The 17,533-nt window shown below is 48.7% G+C and carries 12 protein-coding genes; 2 read left to right on the forward strand and 10 right to left on the reverse strand.

Annotated features, from left to right (window positions below; translation table 11 throughout):
- Positions 1–3: 3 nt before the first annotated feature.
- The 10 genes from B9A32_RS19115 to B9A32_RS19160 all read right to left on the reverse strand — a co-directional run bounded on the left by B9A32_RS19115 (position 4) and on the right by B9A32_RS19160 (position 14,619).
- Complete coding sequence (locus B9A32_RS19115) at positions 4–858, reverse strand: CheR family methyltransferase (RefSeq protein WP_084071566.1); 855 nt, start codon at positions 856–858, stop codon at positions 4–6.
- Between the two features lie 3 nt (positions 859–861).
- Positions 862–2,052: a protein-glutamate methylesterase/protein-glutamine glutaminase gene (locus B9A32_RS19120; protein ID WP_084071567.1), complete on the reverse strand. Its 1,191-nt coding sequence runs from the start codon at positions 2,050–2,052 to the stop codon at positions 862–864.
- Positions 2,049–2,495: a chemotaxis protein CheW gene (locus B9A32_RS19125; protein ID WP_084071568.1), complete on the reverse strand. Its 447-nt coding sequence runs from the start codon at positions 2,493–2,495 to the stop codon at positions 2,049–2,051. Before B9A32_RS19125 ends, B9A32_RS19120 begins: the two co-directional genes overlap by 4 nt.
- A gap of 189 nt (positions 2,496–2,684) precedes the next feature.
- Positions 2,685–4,769, reverse strand: a complete 2,085-nt coding sequence (locus B9A32_RS19130) for a methyl-accepting chemotaxis protein (RefSeq protein ID WP_084071569.1) — start codon at positions 4,767–4,769, stop codon at positions 2,685–2,687.
- 42 nt (positions 4,770–4,811) lie between these two features.
- Positions 4,812–8,360 carry a chemotaxis protein CheW gene (locus B9A32_RS19135; RefSeq protein WP_084071570.1) on the reverse strand — a complete coding sequence of 1,183 codons (3,549 nt, stop codon included), beginning with the start codon at positions 8,358–8,360 and terminating at the stop codon, positions 4,812–4,814.
- A gap of 244 nt (positions 8,361–8,604) precedes the next feature.
- Complete coding sequence (locus tag B9A32_RS19140) at positions 8,605–9,954, reverse strand: class II 3-deoxy-7-phosphoheptulonate synthase (protein ID WP_084071571.1); 1,350 nt, start codon at positions 9,952–9,954, stop codon at positions 8,605–8,607.
- Between the two features lie 292 nt (positions 9,955–10,246).
- Positions 10,247–11,428: an MFS transporter gene (locus B9A32_RS19145; RefSeq protein ID WP_084071572.1), complete on the reverse strand. Its 1,182-nt coding sequence runs from the start codon at positions 11,426–11,428 to the stop codon at positions 10,247–10,249.
- A 55-nt stretch (positions 11,429–11,483) separates the two neighbouring features.
- A complete protein-coding gene (locus B9A32_RS19150) occupies positions 11,484–12,878 on the reverse strand; it encodes an aminopeptidase P family protein (RefSeq protein WP_084071581.1) in 1,395 nt (464 codons plus the stop codon).
- A gap of 174 nt (positions 12,879–13,052) precedes the next feature.
- Positions 13,053–13,829: an enoyl-CoA hydratase gene (locus B9A32_RS19155; protein ID WP_084071573.1), complete on the reverse strand. Its 777-nt coding sequence runs from the start codon at positions 13,827–13,829 to the stop codon at positions 13,053–13,055.
- Positions 13,830–13,953: 124 nt separating this feature from the next.
- A complete protein-coding gene (locus B9A32_RS19160; RefSeq protein ID WP_212638025.1) occupies positions 13,954–14,619 on the reverse strand; it encodes a GntR family transcriptional regulator in 666 nt (221 codons plus the stop codon).
- A 668-nt stretch (positions 14,620–15,287) separates the two neighbouring features.
- Between B9A32_RS19160 and B9A32_RS19165 the strand changes: the two genes are divergently transcribed.
- Both B9A32_RS19165 and B9A32_RS19175 read left to right on the forward strand, forming a co-directional pair.
- On the forward strand, positions 15,288–16,817 hold the full coding sequence (locus tag B9A32_RS19165; protein ID WP_084071575.1) for an aldehyde dehydrogenase family protein: 1,530 nt from the start codon (positions 15,288–15,290) through the stop codon (positions 16,815–16,817).
- 418 nt (positions 16,818–17,235) lie between these two features.
- Positions 17,236–17,533, forward strand: a 298-nt coding sequence (locus B9A32_RS19175; protein WP_084071577.1) for a nucleotide triphosphate diphosphatase NUDT15, incomplete at its 3' end; no start/stop codon positions are given.

Consider the following 17,533-nt stretch of genomic DNA (forward strand, 5'->3'; position numbering starts at 1 on the left):
ATTTTAGACCCCACTCCCATTTTGAGGTTGATAAAAAATTGATTTTAAGTACCGTCTGGGCACCATATCAGGACAGATGCTGGTGAGGGACTCCGTGGACCCGATGATCAGATACCCGTCATTTTCCAGAACTCCGCAAATCTTTTGGAACACCTTTTTACGGGTTTCAATATTAAAATAAATGGCCACATTACGAAGCAAAATAATATCAAATTTTCCCAGTCCCGCAAAGGGATGCAGCAGATTGAGCTTTCGAAAGGCAACCATGGCACGGATCTCATCATTAATCTGCCAATCCCCTCCCTGTAAGGTAAAATATTTTTGCTGCATGTCTTTGGGCAGCCCCCGCCCCATTTCAAATTGATTAAAACGGCCGGAACTGGCCCTGGCAATGGCTTTTCCTGAAATATCCGTGGCCAGCAGCCGGATGTTATACTGTTTTAAATCCGGTAACAGCTCTTTTAAGACAATGGCAATGCTGTAAATTTCCTGACCTGTGGCGCAGGCCGCACTCCAGATCCGGATGGGAATGGGCAGTCCGCCCCGGCACCGGGGTGCTCTTTTATCAATGAGATCAGGTAAAATCTTATGCCGCAATAGTTCAAAGGGTTTTTCATCCCGGAAAAACAAGGTTTCATTGGTGGCAATGCGATCTATAATCTGCTGTTCAAGTTTTCTGGTGGCGTCGGCCCTGGCCCTGCCGTGTAAAGCCTCATAGGACGAGATTCGCAGCTCTTTTAGCAACCCGCCAAGCCGGGTCTCAAAAAGATAGGCCTTGGCCGGATCAACACTGATGCCGGACACCTCACAAATATATTTGGAAAAAAGGGCACATTCTGCCGGTGTAATTTTATCCATGCATTACAGCTTCCGGGGAGAAGTCTCATCCCCACCGGCAGCGTTGGAGGATGCTGCCCGTTTTTTGCCCATGCCCACAGTCTTTAAAATTTCAACGGCCAGCTTTTCCAGGGGAACCACAGCATCCACAATGCCCCATTCTATGGGACGTTTTGCCATGCCGAACACCGCACTGGTTTTTTCATCCTGGGCAATGATTCTGGCACCCTGCTCACTCATCTGTTTCACCCCCTGGGCGCCGTCATACCCCATACCGGTCATGATCACGCCGGTGGCACAGGCGCCAAAATGGGCTGCCACGGATCGAAAAAGATAGTCCACAGAGGGTCTGCACCCGTTTTCCGGGGGATCATCGGTGATCTGAAGAAACTTTTTTTCCCCCTGATTTTGTGTCACCACCTTCATGTGAAAGCCTCCCGGTGCAATGTATGCCGTACCCGGCACCAGGGGATCTCCATCCCGGGCCTCCCTGACAAGGATCTCACATTTTTTATCCAGACTTTCGGCCAGGGCCCGGGTAAATACCGGGGGCATGTGTTGAACCACCACAATGGGCACACCGATATCCCCGGGAAACAAAGGCAATATCTTTCCCAGGGCCACAGGTCCTCCGGTGGAAACCCCCAAGGCCACCACCCGGGATTTGACACTATTTTCAAATGACGTGCTGTTTTCCAAAGAAGCGCTCTTTTGTGTCAAAAAATTGTCTCCGGTGCTCTGTTTTTCCCGGCCCTGTGACTGCAGGGGCTTTTTTCCCTTTAAAATGGATTGAATATCCCTCATCCGTGAAAAGGATCTCAATATGGGGATAAGATGTTGCTCCAGCTGCACCCGATTTCCATCCAGATCACCCTTTTCAGGCTTTACAACAAAATCAAAGGCCCCCTGTTCCAGGGCTTTAATGGTACGACTGCCTCCCTTTCCGGCACTGCCGCTGATCATAATGACTCCCACCCGGGGAAACTGTTTTGCCAGGACGGAGAGCACTTCAAAACCGTCCATATCAGGCATCTCAATATCCAGGGTCACCAGGTCAGGCTTCAAAGAAGCGACCTTTGCCAATGCAGCCGCCCCATTGTGGGCCGTCCCCACCACCTGAATATTGGAGAACCCCGAGAGTACATCAGAGACCATCATTCGATAGACAACAGAATCATCCACTACCAGCACGCGCAGTTCACCGGAAGCATTCATTTAAGCACCTCTTCCACATCCAGCACACCGATGAGGCCCTCATCCCTTTTAATGACACCTTTGAAATAACGGCCCTGGACCCCCTGGATATTACCCGGGGGGGGTGCCATTTCTGCCCAGTCCACCTCCAGGGCCTCCCCCACCCGATCCACCAGCAGTCCGATGAGCTCCCCCTGGGAATGAACAATGATATTGCGTCTACCCCCAAGGCCTTCTTCATCATCTGACGAAAGCCCCAGGCGGCTGCCAAGATCAATAAGGGTGACAATTTTACCCCTTAAATTAATAATGCCTTTGATATGGTCTGGAGCCAGGGGAACCGGTGTGATGTCCGTCACTTTATTGACTTCCTGGATGGTGAGGATCTCAATACCGCAAAGGGTACCATTCACATAGAAAGTGGTCACCTTTCCCATTTCACTGACTTTTGATTTTTTTTGCATCTCACCTCTTTTTACAGGGTGTAAATTCATATAACCGCCACGGGCGGACCGTATTCTGATTTGGTTCCACCCACAACAAAGTTAAAAATACTCCCCGGTTCTACGGAGTATTTCATAAAACTGCCACGGGCAAATCATACTTAGGGGACCTATCCCCACCACCATGAAATGCGAGGAGCAAAAATCGGATTACACCTTGCACCTGTCCGCACTGACCTTAAGGGTTTCTGCCAGTCGGCTCAAAGATTCTGCACTGTCACTGACCTGGGCACTGCTGGTGGAAATTTCCACAGCTGCCTGGTTTACCTCGGCAATATCTTTTGCAATCTCAGCGGCCACAGTGGAACTCTGGGCCACATTTTCCGTCACCTCTGCCATGCCCTGGGCCGCATGGGTGACATTACCTGCAATTTCACGGGTGGTCACAGACTGTTCTTCCACCGCCGCTGCAATGGTGGAGACAATCTCATTGACCTCATTGATCACCCCGCTGATCTGGCCGATCTGGGCCACGGTTCCCTGGGTGGAATCCTGTATGCCGTTAATTCTTTTCTTGATCTCATCACTGGCCTGGGCTGCCTGTTTGGCCAATTCTTTAATTTCGTTGGCCACAACGGCAAAACCCTTTCCCGCATCCCCGGCCCGGGCTGCCTCAATGGTGGCATTCAGGGCCAGAAGATTGGTCTGCTCGGAAATTTCCGTGATGGACTCGGTGACTTTGCCAATTTCCTTGGCAGCGTGTCCCAGACGATCCACAGTGTCCGAGGCTTCCTTGGCTTCATTCACCGCAGTATGGGTAATTCCCCTTGCCTTTTCAGCACTTTCTGCAATTTCACTGATGGTGGCGGTCATCTGTTCCGATGCCGCCGCCACCATATTCATGTTGGTGGAGGCCTGTTCCGTGGCAGCGGCCACAGATGTCATATTGGCGCTCATCTCTTCGGCCGCAGACGCCACCCCGGAAGATCTTATGGAGGTTTGCTCAGATCCCGAGGTCATCTGGGTTGAAATGGCAGATAATTCAGTGGAAGAGCTGGACAATGTCACGGCTCCCTGGGCCAATTCCTTAAAAAGAGTGCGAAGGGTTGTTACCATTTCATTTAAGGCTCCTGCCAGCACACCGATTTCATCCTTTCTATGAATATCCAATGTCTGGGTAAAATCACCCTTGGCCATCTCCTGGGCAAAGGCAGTGCCCATCTGGATGGGACGGGTGATGGTACCTGCAAAATAAAAGGCAAAAATCACAATGAACACCATACCCACAACAGCAATGATCACCATGATCTTTCGCAATGAAGATACCGCTGCCAATGCCTCTTCCTTATGGATTTCAGCAATGACTGCCCAGGTGGTGCCTCCCACTTCAAAATGGGTGTAGGCGGACAACACATCATCACCATTATAATCCACCGTCATCATCTCTCCGGTTTTACCGGCCAGGGCCTCCTGAACAATATGGGTATCCACCTTTCCCTGCTGGGGATGGGTAAAGGAAGCCATCACCGAACGATTTTCAGGGTCCAGAAAGGAGTTTGAACGCATCAATTTATCCGGCCCCACCAGGAACACCTCACCATATGTCCCCATACCGGTCCTTTCTGACATGATATCGGTAATACTTTCAATGGAAATCTGTATGGCCAACACCCCCACGGTTTGTCCATTTTCCTTAACAGGGGCCGCCACAAACTGGGCCGGGATATTGCCAGAAGGCGCATAAAGCCTGGTATCAGAAACAGTAACATCTCCTTTAACTGCTGCCTGCCAGGCATCCCTTAAAGAAGCAGTTACCTGCTGACCAAAATCTGCATTCTTTATAACGGTGAAAAGAATATCACCCTGATCTGCATCCATGAAAAAAATATCGTAATATCCATGGTGCTTCATGTGATAATCTAAAAGATCATAATATCGGTCATGGACAGCCCGATAGGTACCGGGGGCATCAAACCGACCGTTACCCAGCCCTTTGAACCCACCTCCAGAACGACCGCCTTCCAGGTTATAGGAGAGTTTCATGGCCTTTAAGGCCTCAATCACATAGGGGGTCCGGGCCAGCATATCAACATCCCCCATGCGATCGGAAAAGAAAAACTCAATCTGACTCTTTTTTAAATCCCGGATACTCTTATATTGTTTAAACGCCTGTTCTGACAGGGCATCCACCGCTGTTCCATGGGAGACAATGCCCAGAATCAGAAAAGGAATCACCCCCACGGCAAGCAATGCAACAATAAATTTCACCTTCAGTCCCCAGTTTCCAGATTTCATCTATCCTTAGCTCCTTTTTTCTAAATTTTTATCCCGGAGGCATCAATTTCTCAAGATATACGTTTCAATGCTTTTTAACAATGCATCCCGGTCCAGCTTTATCTGATAATCATCCACCCCTGACACACGGCCCTTTGCCAGATCACTGTCGTCGGCCAATGTGGAAAGCGCAATCACCGGCAAATGGGCGTATTGGGGGGTTTCTTTGATGGTTCTGGTCAAAGTAAAACCGTCCACATGGGGCATTTCCAGATCTGTCACCACCAATGCAAGGTCCTGGGCATGGGAGGCAATGAGATCCAGGGCCACCCGGCCATCCTCTGCGGTGATCACCCGATAACCCACCTCTTCTATGTATGCTTTAATCTGATTTCTAAAAAAACCCGAATCCTCGGCAATGAGAATCATGCCCCCATGTTTTTCCAAAGCTCCGGGCAGATCAGCCACCGGGTCCACAGTCTCTGCCTGTGGGGAATGGGTGTGATTTACAACTTCATTGATATCCACCACCATGGTGGTGTGTCCATGGACGGGCACAGAACCCAGAATGCCGGGTTGTCTCAATGTGATCTCATCTGTTATCTCACGGGTCTCCACAGCATCCACAGGACCTGTGGCAAGCAGCCCCACCTCCCTGTCTCCCACTTCAAACACAATCACCAGAAAGGTATCGCCAAATTCAATGGCACTGACATCTGCCACCTCATCCACGGAAAACAACGGCAGGGTCATACCCCGATTCTGAACCACCCGCATGCGCCCCAGTGTTTCCATGTGTGAAGATGCAATTTTTTCAATTCTCTTCACTTGATTCAAAGGAACGGCAAATTGTTCATGGGGAGCACCCCTGAAGGTAAGAAGGGATTGCACCATGTTATGGCTACCCTCCCGGACAGCGGATTCCTCAGCTTCCATGGAACGTTGTCCCGGCACCTCCACCGGAAGAATACCGGCCATGTCAGCAATATTTGCCACATCCAGAATCAATGCAACCCGGCCATCCCCCATGATGGTGGCCCCGGCATAAATCCGGCATGTTTGAAGATGACGGCCCAGGGGTTTTACCACAATTTCTTCGGAATCATGGAGTGCATCCACAATCAGTCCATATTTCATGGTACCGGTGGAAACCACGGTGATGTTCAGAGCACTGGATGCATGGTAGCGCCGGTCTGTCCAGCAGGCTTGACGTCTCTCTTTTTCAGATTCCGTACCGGGGCCGTTATCAGGTAATGGGCGGATATCTCCCTCCTCCATCAAACAGACAAAATCATTGCGAAACGATCTCCTGTCGGCAATTTTCACCCGATGGTCTTTTTTACGCTCACCGGTTTTATTACAATAATAGGTGCGCTCAACCCCGATGACATCTGCCAGCCGCACCAGGGGAAGCAGCTCATCCCGCAACCTGATCACCTGGGCATGGCCCACATACTCTATTTTTTCACACACCTGATCCGCAGGCACACGCACCAGTTCCTCAAGATTAAGCTGGGGGATGGCAAACCGTTCCCCTTCTGTCAGCACAATCTGGCTGGGAATTATGGCCAAGGTCAGAGGCACTTTAATGAGAAACCTTGTACCGATACCCGGCTGGGAATCAATGTCCACCTGACCACCCACACTGTCCACATTACTTTTCACCACATCCATGCCCACACCGCGTCCGGAAAGGTCTGTCACTTCTCCGGCGGTGGAAAACCCGGGCATAAAAATAAGATTAAATTTTTCCTTATCAGAAAGATTTTGTGCCTGTTCCTTTGTTAAAAGTCCCTGAGACATTGCCCGATCCACCAAAAAGTCGCCATCCAGCCCCCCACCGTCATCGGCAATCTCAATGTTCACCTTGCCCGCTTCATGAAAGGCCTTGAGAAAAATCTGTCCCACTGCATCCTTGCCCCCGGCCTTACGGACATTGGGGGATTCAATGCCGTGATCAATGCCATTGCGGATAAGATGGGTCAAGGGATCGGCAATGGCTTCTAAAAGGGTTTTATCCAGCTCCACATCCCTGCCTTTCATGGTCAGCTTTACTTTTTTACCAAGTGTGGCAGCAAGATCCCTCACCAGCCGGGGAAACCTGTCAAAAACTTTTCCCATGGGCTGCATCCGGGTGAGCATCACAGTTTCCTGGAGTTCCGAGGTGATCAGATTAATGCGCTGCCCCACAATCTCCGTGGCACGGTCATCCTGATCACCAATGGCCTGGAGCAGCTGATTACGGCTTAATACCAACTCTCCGGCCAGGGTCATCAACGTATCCAAAAGGGTTAAATCCACACGAATGGAGGTTTCAGATACCAGAGATTTTTTTTCCAGAAATGCCGATTCAGTGGCATCCGCCGTCTCATGGGATGGCGTGGGGCGAATATCGCCTCCATCAAAAGCGTCAGTAAACGGTTCTTTTCCCTTTAAAATTTTTTGGTTCGGCGCCTCAATATCCCGGGGGACTTCACAGTTGGGATAGACATTGACTGTTTCAGTATCTGTGGAAAGGCTTTCCAAAGTGGGTATGGGCTCCTGGATAATCCCATTCACAAGAGGATCATGTTCCCGGGGAAGCTCTTTTACGTGGCGTTCATTTCCAGGGGAGTCTTCCCCTGGGTTATCGGAGATATCCGTTTCCAGCTGCAGAATGGAATTTCCGTCCACCTCAAACAGGACCCCAAGCTCCTCGGCAGCCAGGATGGATGCAAAAAGAACAAGAAAAAAAGGTCCTTTTTTCTCCCCGATCCTGGGAAGATAATCAAGATCAAGACAAGTATTCAAAATAGTTCCATAGTTTTTGATCTCTTCTTGAATTATGCCTGTTGTAATTTTGTGGTCAGTGTCGTCATGACCTTTCAAAGGTATTTCGATGAAAAAGATACCCTTATACTCATCATCACGAAAACGGCGCAAATCCTGTAATGAGAGCCGGAAAACCACATGGGAGTCACCGCTTAACACTTTGATTTCCTGTGCGGATTCATTCTGGTGGACATCTTCCACGGCAGACACCGTTTTTTCCCTGGGCAGCTCTTTTTTTCCAGGCAGTTCTTTTTTTCCAGGTAACTCTTTTTCTCCGGGCAGCTCTTCGCTTTGGAGGGGGAGACGTTCCTTCAGGAGGGGTTCCTCTCCATCCCATTTGGGCATGTCATCATTTGCCAATGTTTCCGCATTGTTTTTATTTTGCACCTGGGATAAAGGCGTTTCTTTCTGCTCTACCCCCTGGCTCAGCAACTGCAACGCTTCAATGTGATGGGAGATATCTATGTGATCGCTGTCATCCATATAATGGATTAACTCTTCCAGGGTATCTGAGGCCAAAAGAAGAAAATGAATACTCTCCGCATTGGGTACCAGGGTACCGCTGCGCACATGTCCCAACACAGTCTCCATTTCATGGGAAAGTTTCTTAAGGGATGTCAATCCCAGAAAGCCTGCCCCCCCCTTGATGGAGTGCACCGTGCGAAACACTTTATTCACCACGGCCTCATCAATGTCTGCCCCCCCTTCTTCAATGAGCAGCAGATCTTGTTCTATGCTGGACAGATGCTCCAGGGACTCATCCACAAATGCCTGTTTCATCTCATCACTTATACCGGCCATGACAACTCCTCTGGATTGTTTTTTTATATGAAAAACAGGTGCTGGGTACTGGGTGCTCACAGCAACTACTTTTTCATTGTTCGTTGCGGCTGGTGGCTACAGCCATGTATGTTTTTTATATGAAATACTTTGCAAATCAGGAGCCTATTTCAAGCTTTGTTGTGGACAGAGCCGGATCAGAATACGGTGCGCCCGGGGCATTTTTTTGAGAACAGCCACGGGCATAACAATACTTTCTCAGGGGTCATCTCTTGATCATGTCCGCAATCTGGAAAGCAACCTCCAGGCTCTGTTCTGCATTCAAACGCGGATCACACGATGTATTATACCTGCGATGAAGTTCAGCATCGGCTATATTCCTGGCCCCCCCGATGCATTCGGTTACATTGTCACCGGTCATCTCCAGATGAATCCCCCCGGGGATGGTTCCCTCGGCCCAGTGAATTTCAAAAAACCTGGAAATCTCAGAAAGGATATCATTGTAATTCCGGGTTTTATGACCCGATTCCGCAGTATATGTATTGGCGTGCATGGGGTCACAGCTCCAGACAATGTTAAATCCTTCTTTTTTACTTTCCCGCAACAAAGCGGGCAGTACCGTCTCGATATTATTCTTTCCAAAACGGGTGATCAGGGTCAAGCGACCGGCTTCATTGTCAGGATTGAGTATCTCAATGAGCCGTTTAACATCATCAAGTTTACTGGTGGGGCCGATTTTAATCCCAATGGGGTTGAGCACCCCCCTTAAAAATTCCACATGGGCACCGTCCACCTGGCGGGTGCGTTCCCCTATCCAGAGCATGTGGGCCGAGCAGTCATAACACCCCCCCGAAGTGGAATCCACACGGGTCATGGCCTCTTCATATCCCAGCAGCAGGGCCTCATGGGAGGTGAAGAACTGGGTCTGGTTGAGCTGGGGCGTATCTGTGGGTACCCCAATGGTGTTCATGAAATTAATGGCCTGATCAATCTGCCTGGCCAGACGATCATAGGAACGGCCCATGGGGGACTGGGCCACAAACTCATGGTTCCAGGCCTGGACCCGGGTCAGGGCCGCATAACCGCCCCGGGTAAATGCCCGCAGCAGATTCAAAGTGGATGCGGCAAGATAATAACCCTTTAGCATTAACTTGGGGTTGGGTTTCCGACCCTCTTTGGTGGGTTCAAGGGTGTTGACCATATCCCCCCGGTAAGAGGCGATTTCAACCCCATCCACATTTTCAGTATCTGATGAGCGGGGTTTGGCAAACTGCCCTGCAATGCGGCCCACCTTGATAACGGGCTTTTCACCGGCATAGGTGAGCACCACGGCCATCTGTAGCAGCACCTTTAAGGTTTCTCTTATGTTAGTGGCATTGACCTTTGAAAAATCTTCGGAACAATCTCCCCCCTGGAGAAGAAAGGCATCCCCTGTCACTGCCTTGGCCAACCCTTCCTTCAAGGTCCGTATTTCACCGGCAAACACCAGTGGCGGAAGCTCGGCAAGATCGGCAAGGACTTTGTCCAGTTTTTGCTGATCCGGCCACTTGGGTTGTTGAAGAGCTGTATAATTTTTCCAGCTTGATTTTGTCCATTCTGTCTGTATTGCTGCCATGTCTGTTATCCTTCTTGAATCATTGGGAATGGGTTCCCAATAATGTATATTTTCGGTTTGATAATGTAAATATTTGGCCTGTGCTCCATATTCACTCTAATTGGCACTGGGTAGTACACTAATATTAGAGGAGATCAGGCAAAACAAGTAAAAATGGGGTGCATGCCAAATATTTAAATCAGTTCACAACCCATGATCATCATTATATTTAACAATCCCGTCACCATAAGGCAAGGCCAATAAAACCAAGGGTAAAATCTATTTTTACCCACAATAAAGGGAGAAAATGGTATTACACCGCGCCATCTTCAGGCAACAGATATGAAAACAGGGTGGCAATGCCCAGCATGAAACAAAGGCCCATGAAAATCATAAAAAAATCACCGGCAACATCCCGGCACCCCCCCACCAGATAGTTACCACCAACGGTTCCCAGGCCATAGGACAGACTCACAAGACCAAAGGCTTTGGTGCTTTGGGTCACACCCATGGTTCTGGAAAGATAAGCCCCGTGGATGCCGTAAACAGCCATATGGTGCAACCCCATGGAAAAACAGGCAAGATAAAGCAGATACTCGTTCTTTGTCAGCACAAACAATGCAGTGGTAACACCCAGGGCGGGCATTAAATAAAGCAGGGTTTTACGGGCCGAGCCAAACCCGTCAATGACACGCCCCAGAAAAGGACCGCTGAGCACACCGCCCACGCCACATAAAAACCATCCCCGTCCCGCCTCTGCCACGGTAAATCCGGCACTGTCTTTCAGGATGGTCCCCATGAAAGTCAGGGCCGGCATATCCCCCATGCCGTTGGCAAAGGTCATGGCACAGCACATCATTGTAAGGCCCGGGGGAATTTTTTGGTTGGTTTTGGCGGTTTCGTGATCAGTCAGGGGAATCTGGAATAAAAGAGGAAGGCCAATGGCCACAATGGCCACGGAAAGAATGCCCGCCATACCCCACACATAATGCCATCCGTAATTTGCAATGATATGGGGTGCAAAAAAAGAGACCAGTATCATGGAAATGGGAGGACCGGAACAGACAACGGACAGGGCCCGGCCTCTTTTTTCCGGAGCCATGGACATGGAGATCAAAGGCACAATGGGAATCCAGGCAACGGCACCGGCGGCCATGAGGGATATTACCAGACAAATGGCCAGCACACTGGAATGGTTAAGATATAAGAGAAAAAAAACAGTGGTGGAAAAAAGCAGTGCCAGGGTCATGGCACGCCTGGCTCCCAGAAAAAGGGTGGACCATATGGCAGCATAGGACATCACAAGCAAAGAGATATTGTTCATGGCCGTGATGTACCCCAACTGGGAATAACTCCATCCAAAGGTCTCTTTCATTTCCGGGGCAAGGATAAAAAAGGTGGAGCATCCAAACCCATAGGGGATGACTTGCAGCAGCAGCAAAGAAAAAAGTATTCTGTTATCCGACATGGGGCTGGATTGTGACTGGACAAGCATGGATATCTTTCCAATTTTTGTTTTTAATGGGTTGCAGTGAAACGTTTAACTATAATTACCCAAAAGCCACTGTACGCAAGGATTCTATTTCACGGACGGTGCGGGGCTTGGCTTTGCCCAACCGACGCGAGCCTTTGTCCGTGATCAGATAATTTTCCTCATTTCTGATACCGCCAAAGCCTGTGTACGCTTCCAGGGCATGGTAATTGATAAACTGGGAAAAGCGCCCTTCTTTTTGCCACATTTCCATCAACTGGGGAATAAAATAGATCCCCGGTTCAACAGTTAATGTAAATCCCGGTTCCAGGGGTCTTGCAAGACGAAGGGATTTTAACCCAAACTGCTCACTTTTGGGCGCGCCGTCATATCCCACCCACACCTCACCTAAATTTTCCATGTCATGGACATCAAGCCCCATTAAATGGCCAAGCCCTGTGGGGAAAAACATGGCATGGGCCCCGGCTTCAACGGCCCCGGCCACATCCCCTTTCATCAATCCCAAATCTTTAAGGCCCCGGGCAATCTCAAGGGCCGCGGCAAAATGAACCTCTTTAAAAGAAATTCCCGGGGCAAGTAGAGACACGGCCTTGTCCTGGGCCGCCAACACAATTTCGTAAATATCACGCTGTTGGGTTGTAAAGGCAGGGGACACCGGAAAGGTGGTGGTGAGATCTCCGGCATATCCCATGGCGGTTTCAGCACCGGCATCCAGTAAAAAAAGCTGTCCTTCCCTAAGCATGTTACTCTGATCGTGGTTGTGAAGGGTCTGGCCGTTAACAGTGGCAATGATGGGAAAAGAAAGCCAATGATCAAAGGCTTTGGCCACCCGCTCCACTTCAGCTGCCACCCGGGCCTCGGTCATCCCCGGCAGGGCCGTTGTGACGGCAGTGGCATGCATGCCCACGGTGGTGTTTACCGCACTTTCAATCTCCGCCACCTCTTCATTGGATTTATAAAGACGCTGGGCCACCACCGCCTGGATTAATTCCAATGAAGCCATCCCTTCCATGGCACATAAGGGTGCTCCCATGAGCTCCATGAGACAGATTTTATGGTGATCCCGGTAGGGGGGTAGAAAATGAACCGGACGTCCCTGTTTTACGGCTGTGCTCAATACCTTTTTAAGATGAGACATGTCCAGGGTGTTTGTAATACCGCTTTGGGCACCCCGTCGGGCAATGGAGGGCCGGGCTCCCATCCACACAATTTCATCCATGGTGTAATCACGGCCAAACAGGTATTCCTGCCCGGTGTCACAGTCAAGTACCAGGGCAAGATCGGGGTGGGAAATGCCTGCATAATAAAGAAAAGTGCTGTCCTGGCGAAATCGATAACAATTGTCTGTAAAATTCACAGGACTTTCCCCATGCCCCAAAAAAAGCACAAGGCCATTTTTCACACGCTTTTTCAGAATATTTCTCCGATCCTGATAAATATTTTTATCAAACATCACTTCCCCCTTAAAATCAATTCCGGGTCGGTAAATATTGGGCAGGTAAGCCATTTACACTGATTTTTCCCTGCTTACCTGACATGGTATGCCACGCAGTCCCGATCAAGAGAATAAAGGCAGCGGCCAAACATTTACATTACCAATTCAAATATTTACCCGGACCAATACAGTTCACCTGTTTTTCCAAGTTGTTGTGGATTTATTTAAAAATGCAGAGATGCCGTCCTGGGCGTCTTCTGAGCAATTATTCATGACAATGGTGTTTTTGGCATAATGAAAAGCCTGGGCATCTGTCATGTCTGCCTGGGCGTAAAACCCCTGCTTGCCCACAGAAAGAGCAAATCCACTGGCTTTGGCAATGTCATTGGCAAGTTCCGTGGTTTCTGCATCAAGTGAATCCAAGGGAACCACCCGGTTAACAAGCCCCAATTCCTTGGCCTCTGCAGCAGGGAATTCCCTGCCGGTCAACAACATTTCCATGGCCGCTTTTCGGCCGATGGAACGGGTGATGGCTGCCATGGGGGTGGTGCAGAAAAGTCCGATTTTAACCCCGGGGGTTGAAAAACGGGCATCTTCCGCTGCCACCACCAGGTCACACCAGGCGGCAAGCTGACACCCGGCTGCCGTGGCAATGCCCCGGACCTGGGCAATCACCGGCTGGGGTAACTCATGGAGCATCATCATCATGCGGGTACATTGATCAAAAATTGTCCGATACTCTTTTACCCCGGCATCCACCATTTCTGCCAGGTAGTGACCGGCACAAAAATTGCTGCCCGTGGCTTTGATCACCAGAACTTTGATGGATTCATCCGTGGAAATCCGGTTTAACAAATGGGAAATTTCTTTGATCATCTGTTTTGACAGGGCATTGATTTTAGAAGGATTGTTCAAGGTGAGATAGCCCACTGAGGCATCCTGGGAAAATAAAATTTCTTGGTAGTCCATAGCAACGTCCTCCTGAATTTAAGTTTGGTGTTGAGCCCCGCCGTGGGGGTTAGCATCATACCATTTTCAATATTTGTTGTGGGCAGAGCCAAGGTCAGAATAGAGTCCGCCCGTGGCGGATAGATCAAAACTTGTAAAAAGCCTTGATGCCTTTTTTATGTAGTTGGGCATTCCAATGCTCATATCTTAGGATATCCATGGCTGCTCTGATATTTCTCTTTCTAATGGAGACAATCAAACGGTCATGTTCCCGGAGATTCTCCTCTTCCCATTCAACAATATAGGGACGCAATGGGAAATCATAAAGTCGCTGTTTTAAAGGCGTAACAATGCGTTTTAAAAAAACGTTGTCAGCCAGATCAAGGAAAATGTTGTGCAGCTCATTGTTAAGGGCGTAATACTCATCAAAAAGGCCCTTTTGAAGACGATGAAACAATTCTGCATTGATGCGCTCCATCTCTTCGAGATGGGATGACTCAAGTCTGTCAAATGCCTGCTCCAGGGCCACAGACTCCAGCCCGCCAAGTATCTGGTAGGCGTTAACCACATCCTCCAGGCTCAGTGAATTGATAATCACCCCCCGCCGGGGCAGTATGGAGACAAATCCTTCTGTTTCAAGTTGAATCAATGCATCCCGGAGTGGGGCTTTACTTATATCCAGCTCATTGCAAATTTCCGCCTGGTTGATGTATCTGCCAGAAGTCAATTCGCCCTTTTTCATTAAATCGCAAAAATAAGTATAAACCTGTTCCCGTAAGGATTTGTTAATAAAGGATTTACCATTCGTCATAGTTGATGCCATAAAAAATCTGCCATGTTTCCCCAAATAAATGTACTCTCATTAATGCCCATTTCCCAAAGCTATTTTTCTTAAAATAACCAACTATATCAGCACCTCTGCTTTTGTCAATATTCAAGCTGGCCGATATTCGGACAAGAAATATCCCAAATCTATATTACAAGAGCGGTAAAACCGGCACTTATCTCATATATCAATTCCATATTTTCTCAATCCCCCCCAAAGGCAGAAAGGCCCACCTCCACGGCCTGAGAGTATTTAAAACATCATAGACACGCCCCCTTTAAGGAGAATACCAAACCCAGACATTCACATCATAACTGTTTATAAAAAAACAATAATATAACCCCATGACAACCAAGAGCCAAAGCCGGACACAACGCTAAACTATATTTATATTCTTCTTGAAAACAAGTGTTAAAAATAACTTGACATATTTTTTTCATTGATATACCTCTGAATTCAAAACAATTGATATATCAGATATCAATTGTTTTTTTTAACCCATTATGGTTAATGATACCCAGAGATTATTGTGCAATTATAGTGTATCCATACATGCCGTAAATTAAAAACACAAAACTAATATATCACAAAACACATTATCCAGTCGGGCATAAAAAGGAAGGTCCCTGTGATAATAATCAAGGAGTTAAATCATGGAATTTACAAGAATAAAAAACTTTATTGATGGTGAATGGCTGGAAGAAACCGATGTGAAATATGTCCCCCTTTTTAACCCCTCCACCGGTGAACAGATCGGAGAAGTGCCCCTTTCTTCGGAAAAAACATCCCTTGCAGCAGTGGATTCATCCCATGCAGCCTATGATTCATGGAAATGGCTTCCCTTGAATAAACGCATGGCCTACCTCTTTGACATGCGACAGGCCATGATCAACCATAAAGAGGATCTGGCCGTTTCCATTGCCGTTGACCAGGCAAAACACATCAGTGAAGCCAGGGGGGAAGTGGAACGGGTTATCCAGATTCTGGAAACCGCCTGCAACATCCCCACCCTGATGCAGGGCGAACACCTGGACGGCATTGCCAACAATATCAACGGCCGGGTGGTGAAGCAATCCCTTGGGGTATTCGGGGGTGTGGCTCCCTTCAATTTTCCTGCCCTTGTGTTTGGCTGGTTCATTCCCTATGCCATAGGGGTGGGCAATACCTTTATTTACAAACCCTCCACCCAATCACCTTTATTCATGCAGAAAATGGGCGACATTTTCAATGAAATCGGGCTGCCCAAGGGCGTTGTCAATATTATCCACGGCAATCGCTCCATCCCCGGCACCTGGTATCAAAATCCCAAAATGACCGGGGTTTGCCTTGTGGGGTCCACCCCCACTGCAAAAAAAATGGCAGAAGCCTGCGGTCGGGGCGGTAAACGAAGCATGCTGCTGGGCGGTGCTAAAAATTATCTGGTGGCCATGGAAGATGTGGATTGGGACGTCTTCATTCCCAATTTTCTCCACTCCTGTTACGGATCTGCTGGCCAACGCTGCCTGGCAGGATCTGTTGTTGCCGCCGTACCCAAGGTGTATGACGAACTCATTGAACGTATTGTGGAAGCCTCCAAAGGCGTCACCATGGGCGATGCCATGGATCCTGATATTTACATGGGGCCTGTGATTTCAGCCAAGGCCAAGGCCAACATTGAAAAATACATTGAAATCGGAATTGAACAGGGCTCCACATTAGTACTGGACGGTCGTAACCCCCAATTGCCGGAAGCCAATAAAAACGGATACTTTGTGGGTCCCACAGTTTTTACCGATGTCACCCCCTGCCGAACCATTGCCAAAGAGGAAATTTTCGGTCCTGTGGTCTCTGTCATGAAAATCAGCGGCCTTGACGATGTGCTCAATATCATCCGTGAGCAGGAGTTCGGTAACGGTGCCTGTATTTTTACCCAGAATCAATTTTATGCGGAAAAATTCATCCAGGAGGCAGATGCCGGTATGATCGGTGTCAATGTGGGGGTGTGTGCTCCCCATCCCTATCTGCCCTTTGGCGGCATAAAAGATTCCCACCTGGGTACAGACAAAGTCCAGGGCAAGGACGGTATTGACTTTTTTACCCAGAACAAGGTGGCCACCATTCGCATTGCTCCCCCGGCAGGATATGAAGAAAAGAGCATTGAGACAAGCAGCAACAACTCCGTTAGAAGCTGTGTGGCGCAGTAACCACGAAATCTTAGCGGGCAGAACGAAATCAGAATAAGGTCTGCCCGTGGCAGTTAGCAGGAGCTGGGTATTGGGTGCTGGTCTTAACAGCAATTACTTTTTCATTGTTCGTTGTGGCTGGAGGCTACAGCCATGCGGGTTTTTATATGAAAAGGCCGCCTTCAAGTTTACCCCAGCAGAGCCCCCCCGAGGGGCAATAGGAATCGGCCAATTAAGTTGTCTACGGTTCCGGGCCGGGACCATTACCCCTCGGGAGGGGGGGCGGCATGCTACCATTTTCAACATGCGTTGTGGCCGTCAAAACATGCCTGTTATAAAAGCATGCAGCCTCAAAAACTTGAATATGATGTAAAAAAAGCGTAATTAGAGAAAGGAGAAAAAACTTACTGAAAGATGTGAAAACAAAAAGGGGAAATAGATGAAAAAGAAACCGGCAGTGGGAGTCGCAGCCATTGTTATCAAAAATGGAAAGGTATTGTTAGGGAAACGAAAGGGGGCCCATGGGGCTGGATCATGGGCCTTTCCCGGTGGCCACTTGGAGTTCAATGAATCCGTTGAAATGTGTGCCACAAGGGAAATCTTTGAAGAAACCGGCCTGTCTGTAAAAAATCCCCGCTTTGTCACAATGACCAATGACCTGTTCCATGAATCAGACAAACACTATGTGACCCTATTTGTTGTATGTGAATATAAAAACGGAGATGTGGAAATAAAAG

The sequence above is a fragment of the Desulfocicer vacuolatum DSM 3385 genome (assembly GCF_900176365.1).
GTDB lineage: Bacteria > Desulfobacterota > Desulfobacteria > Desulfobacterales > Desulfobacteraceae > Desulfocicer > Desulfocicer vacuolatum.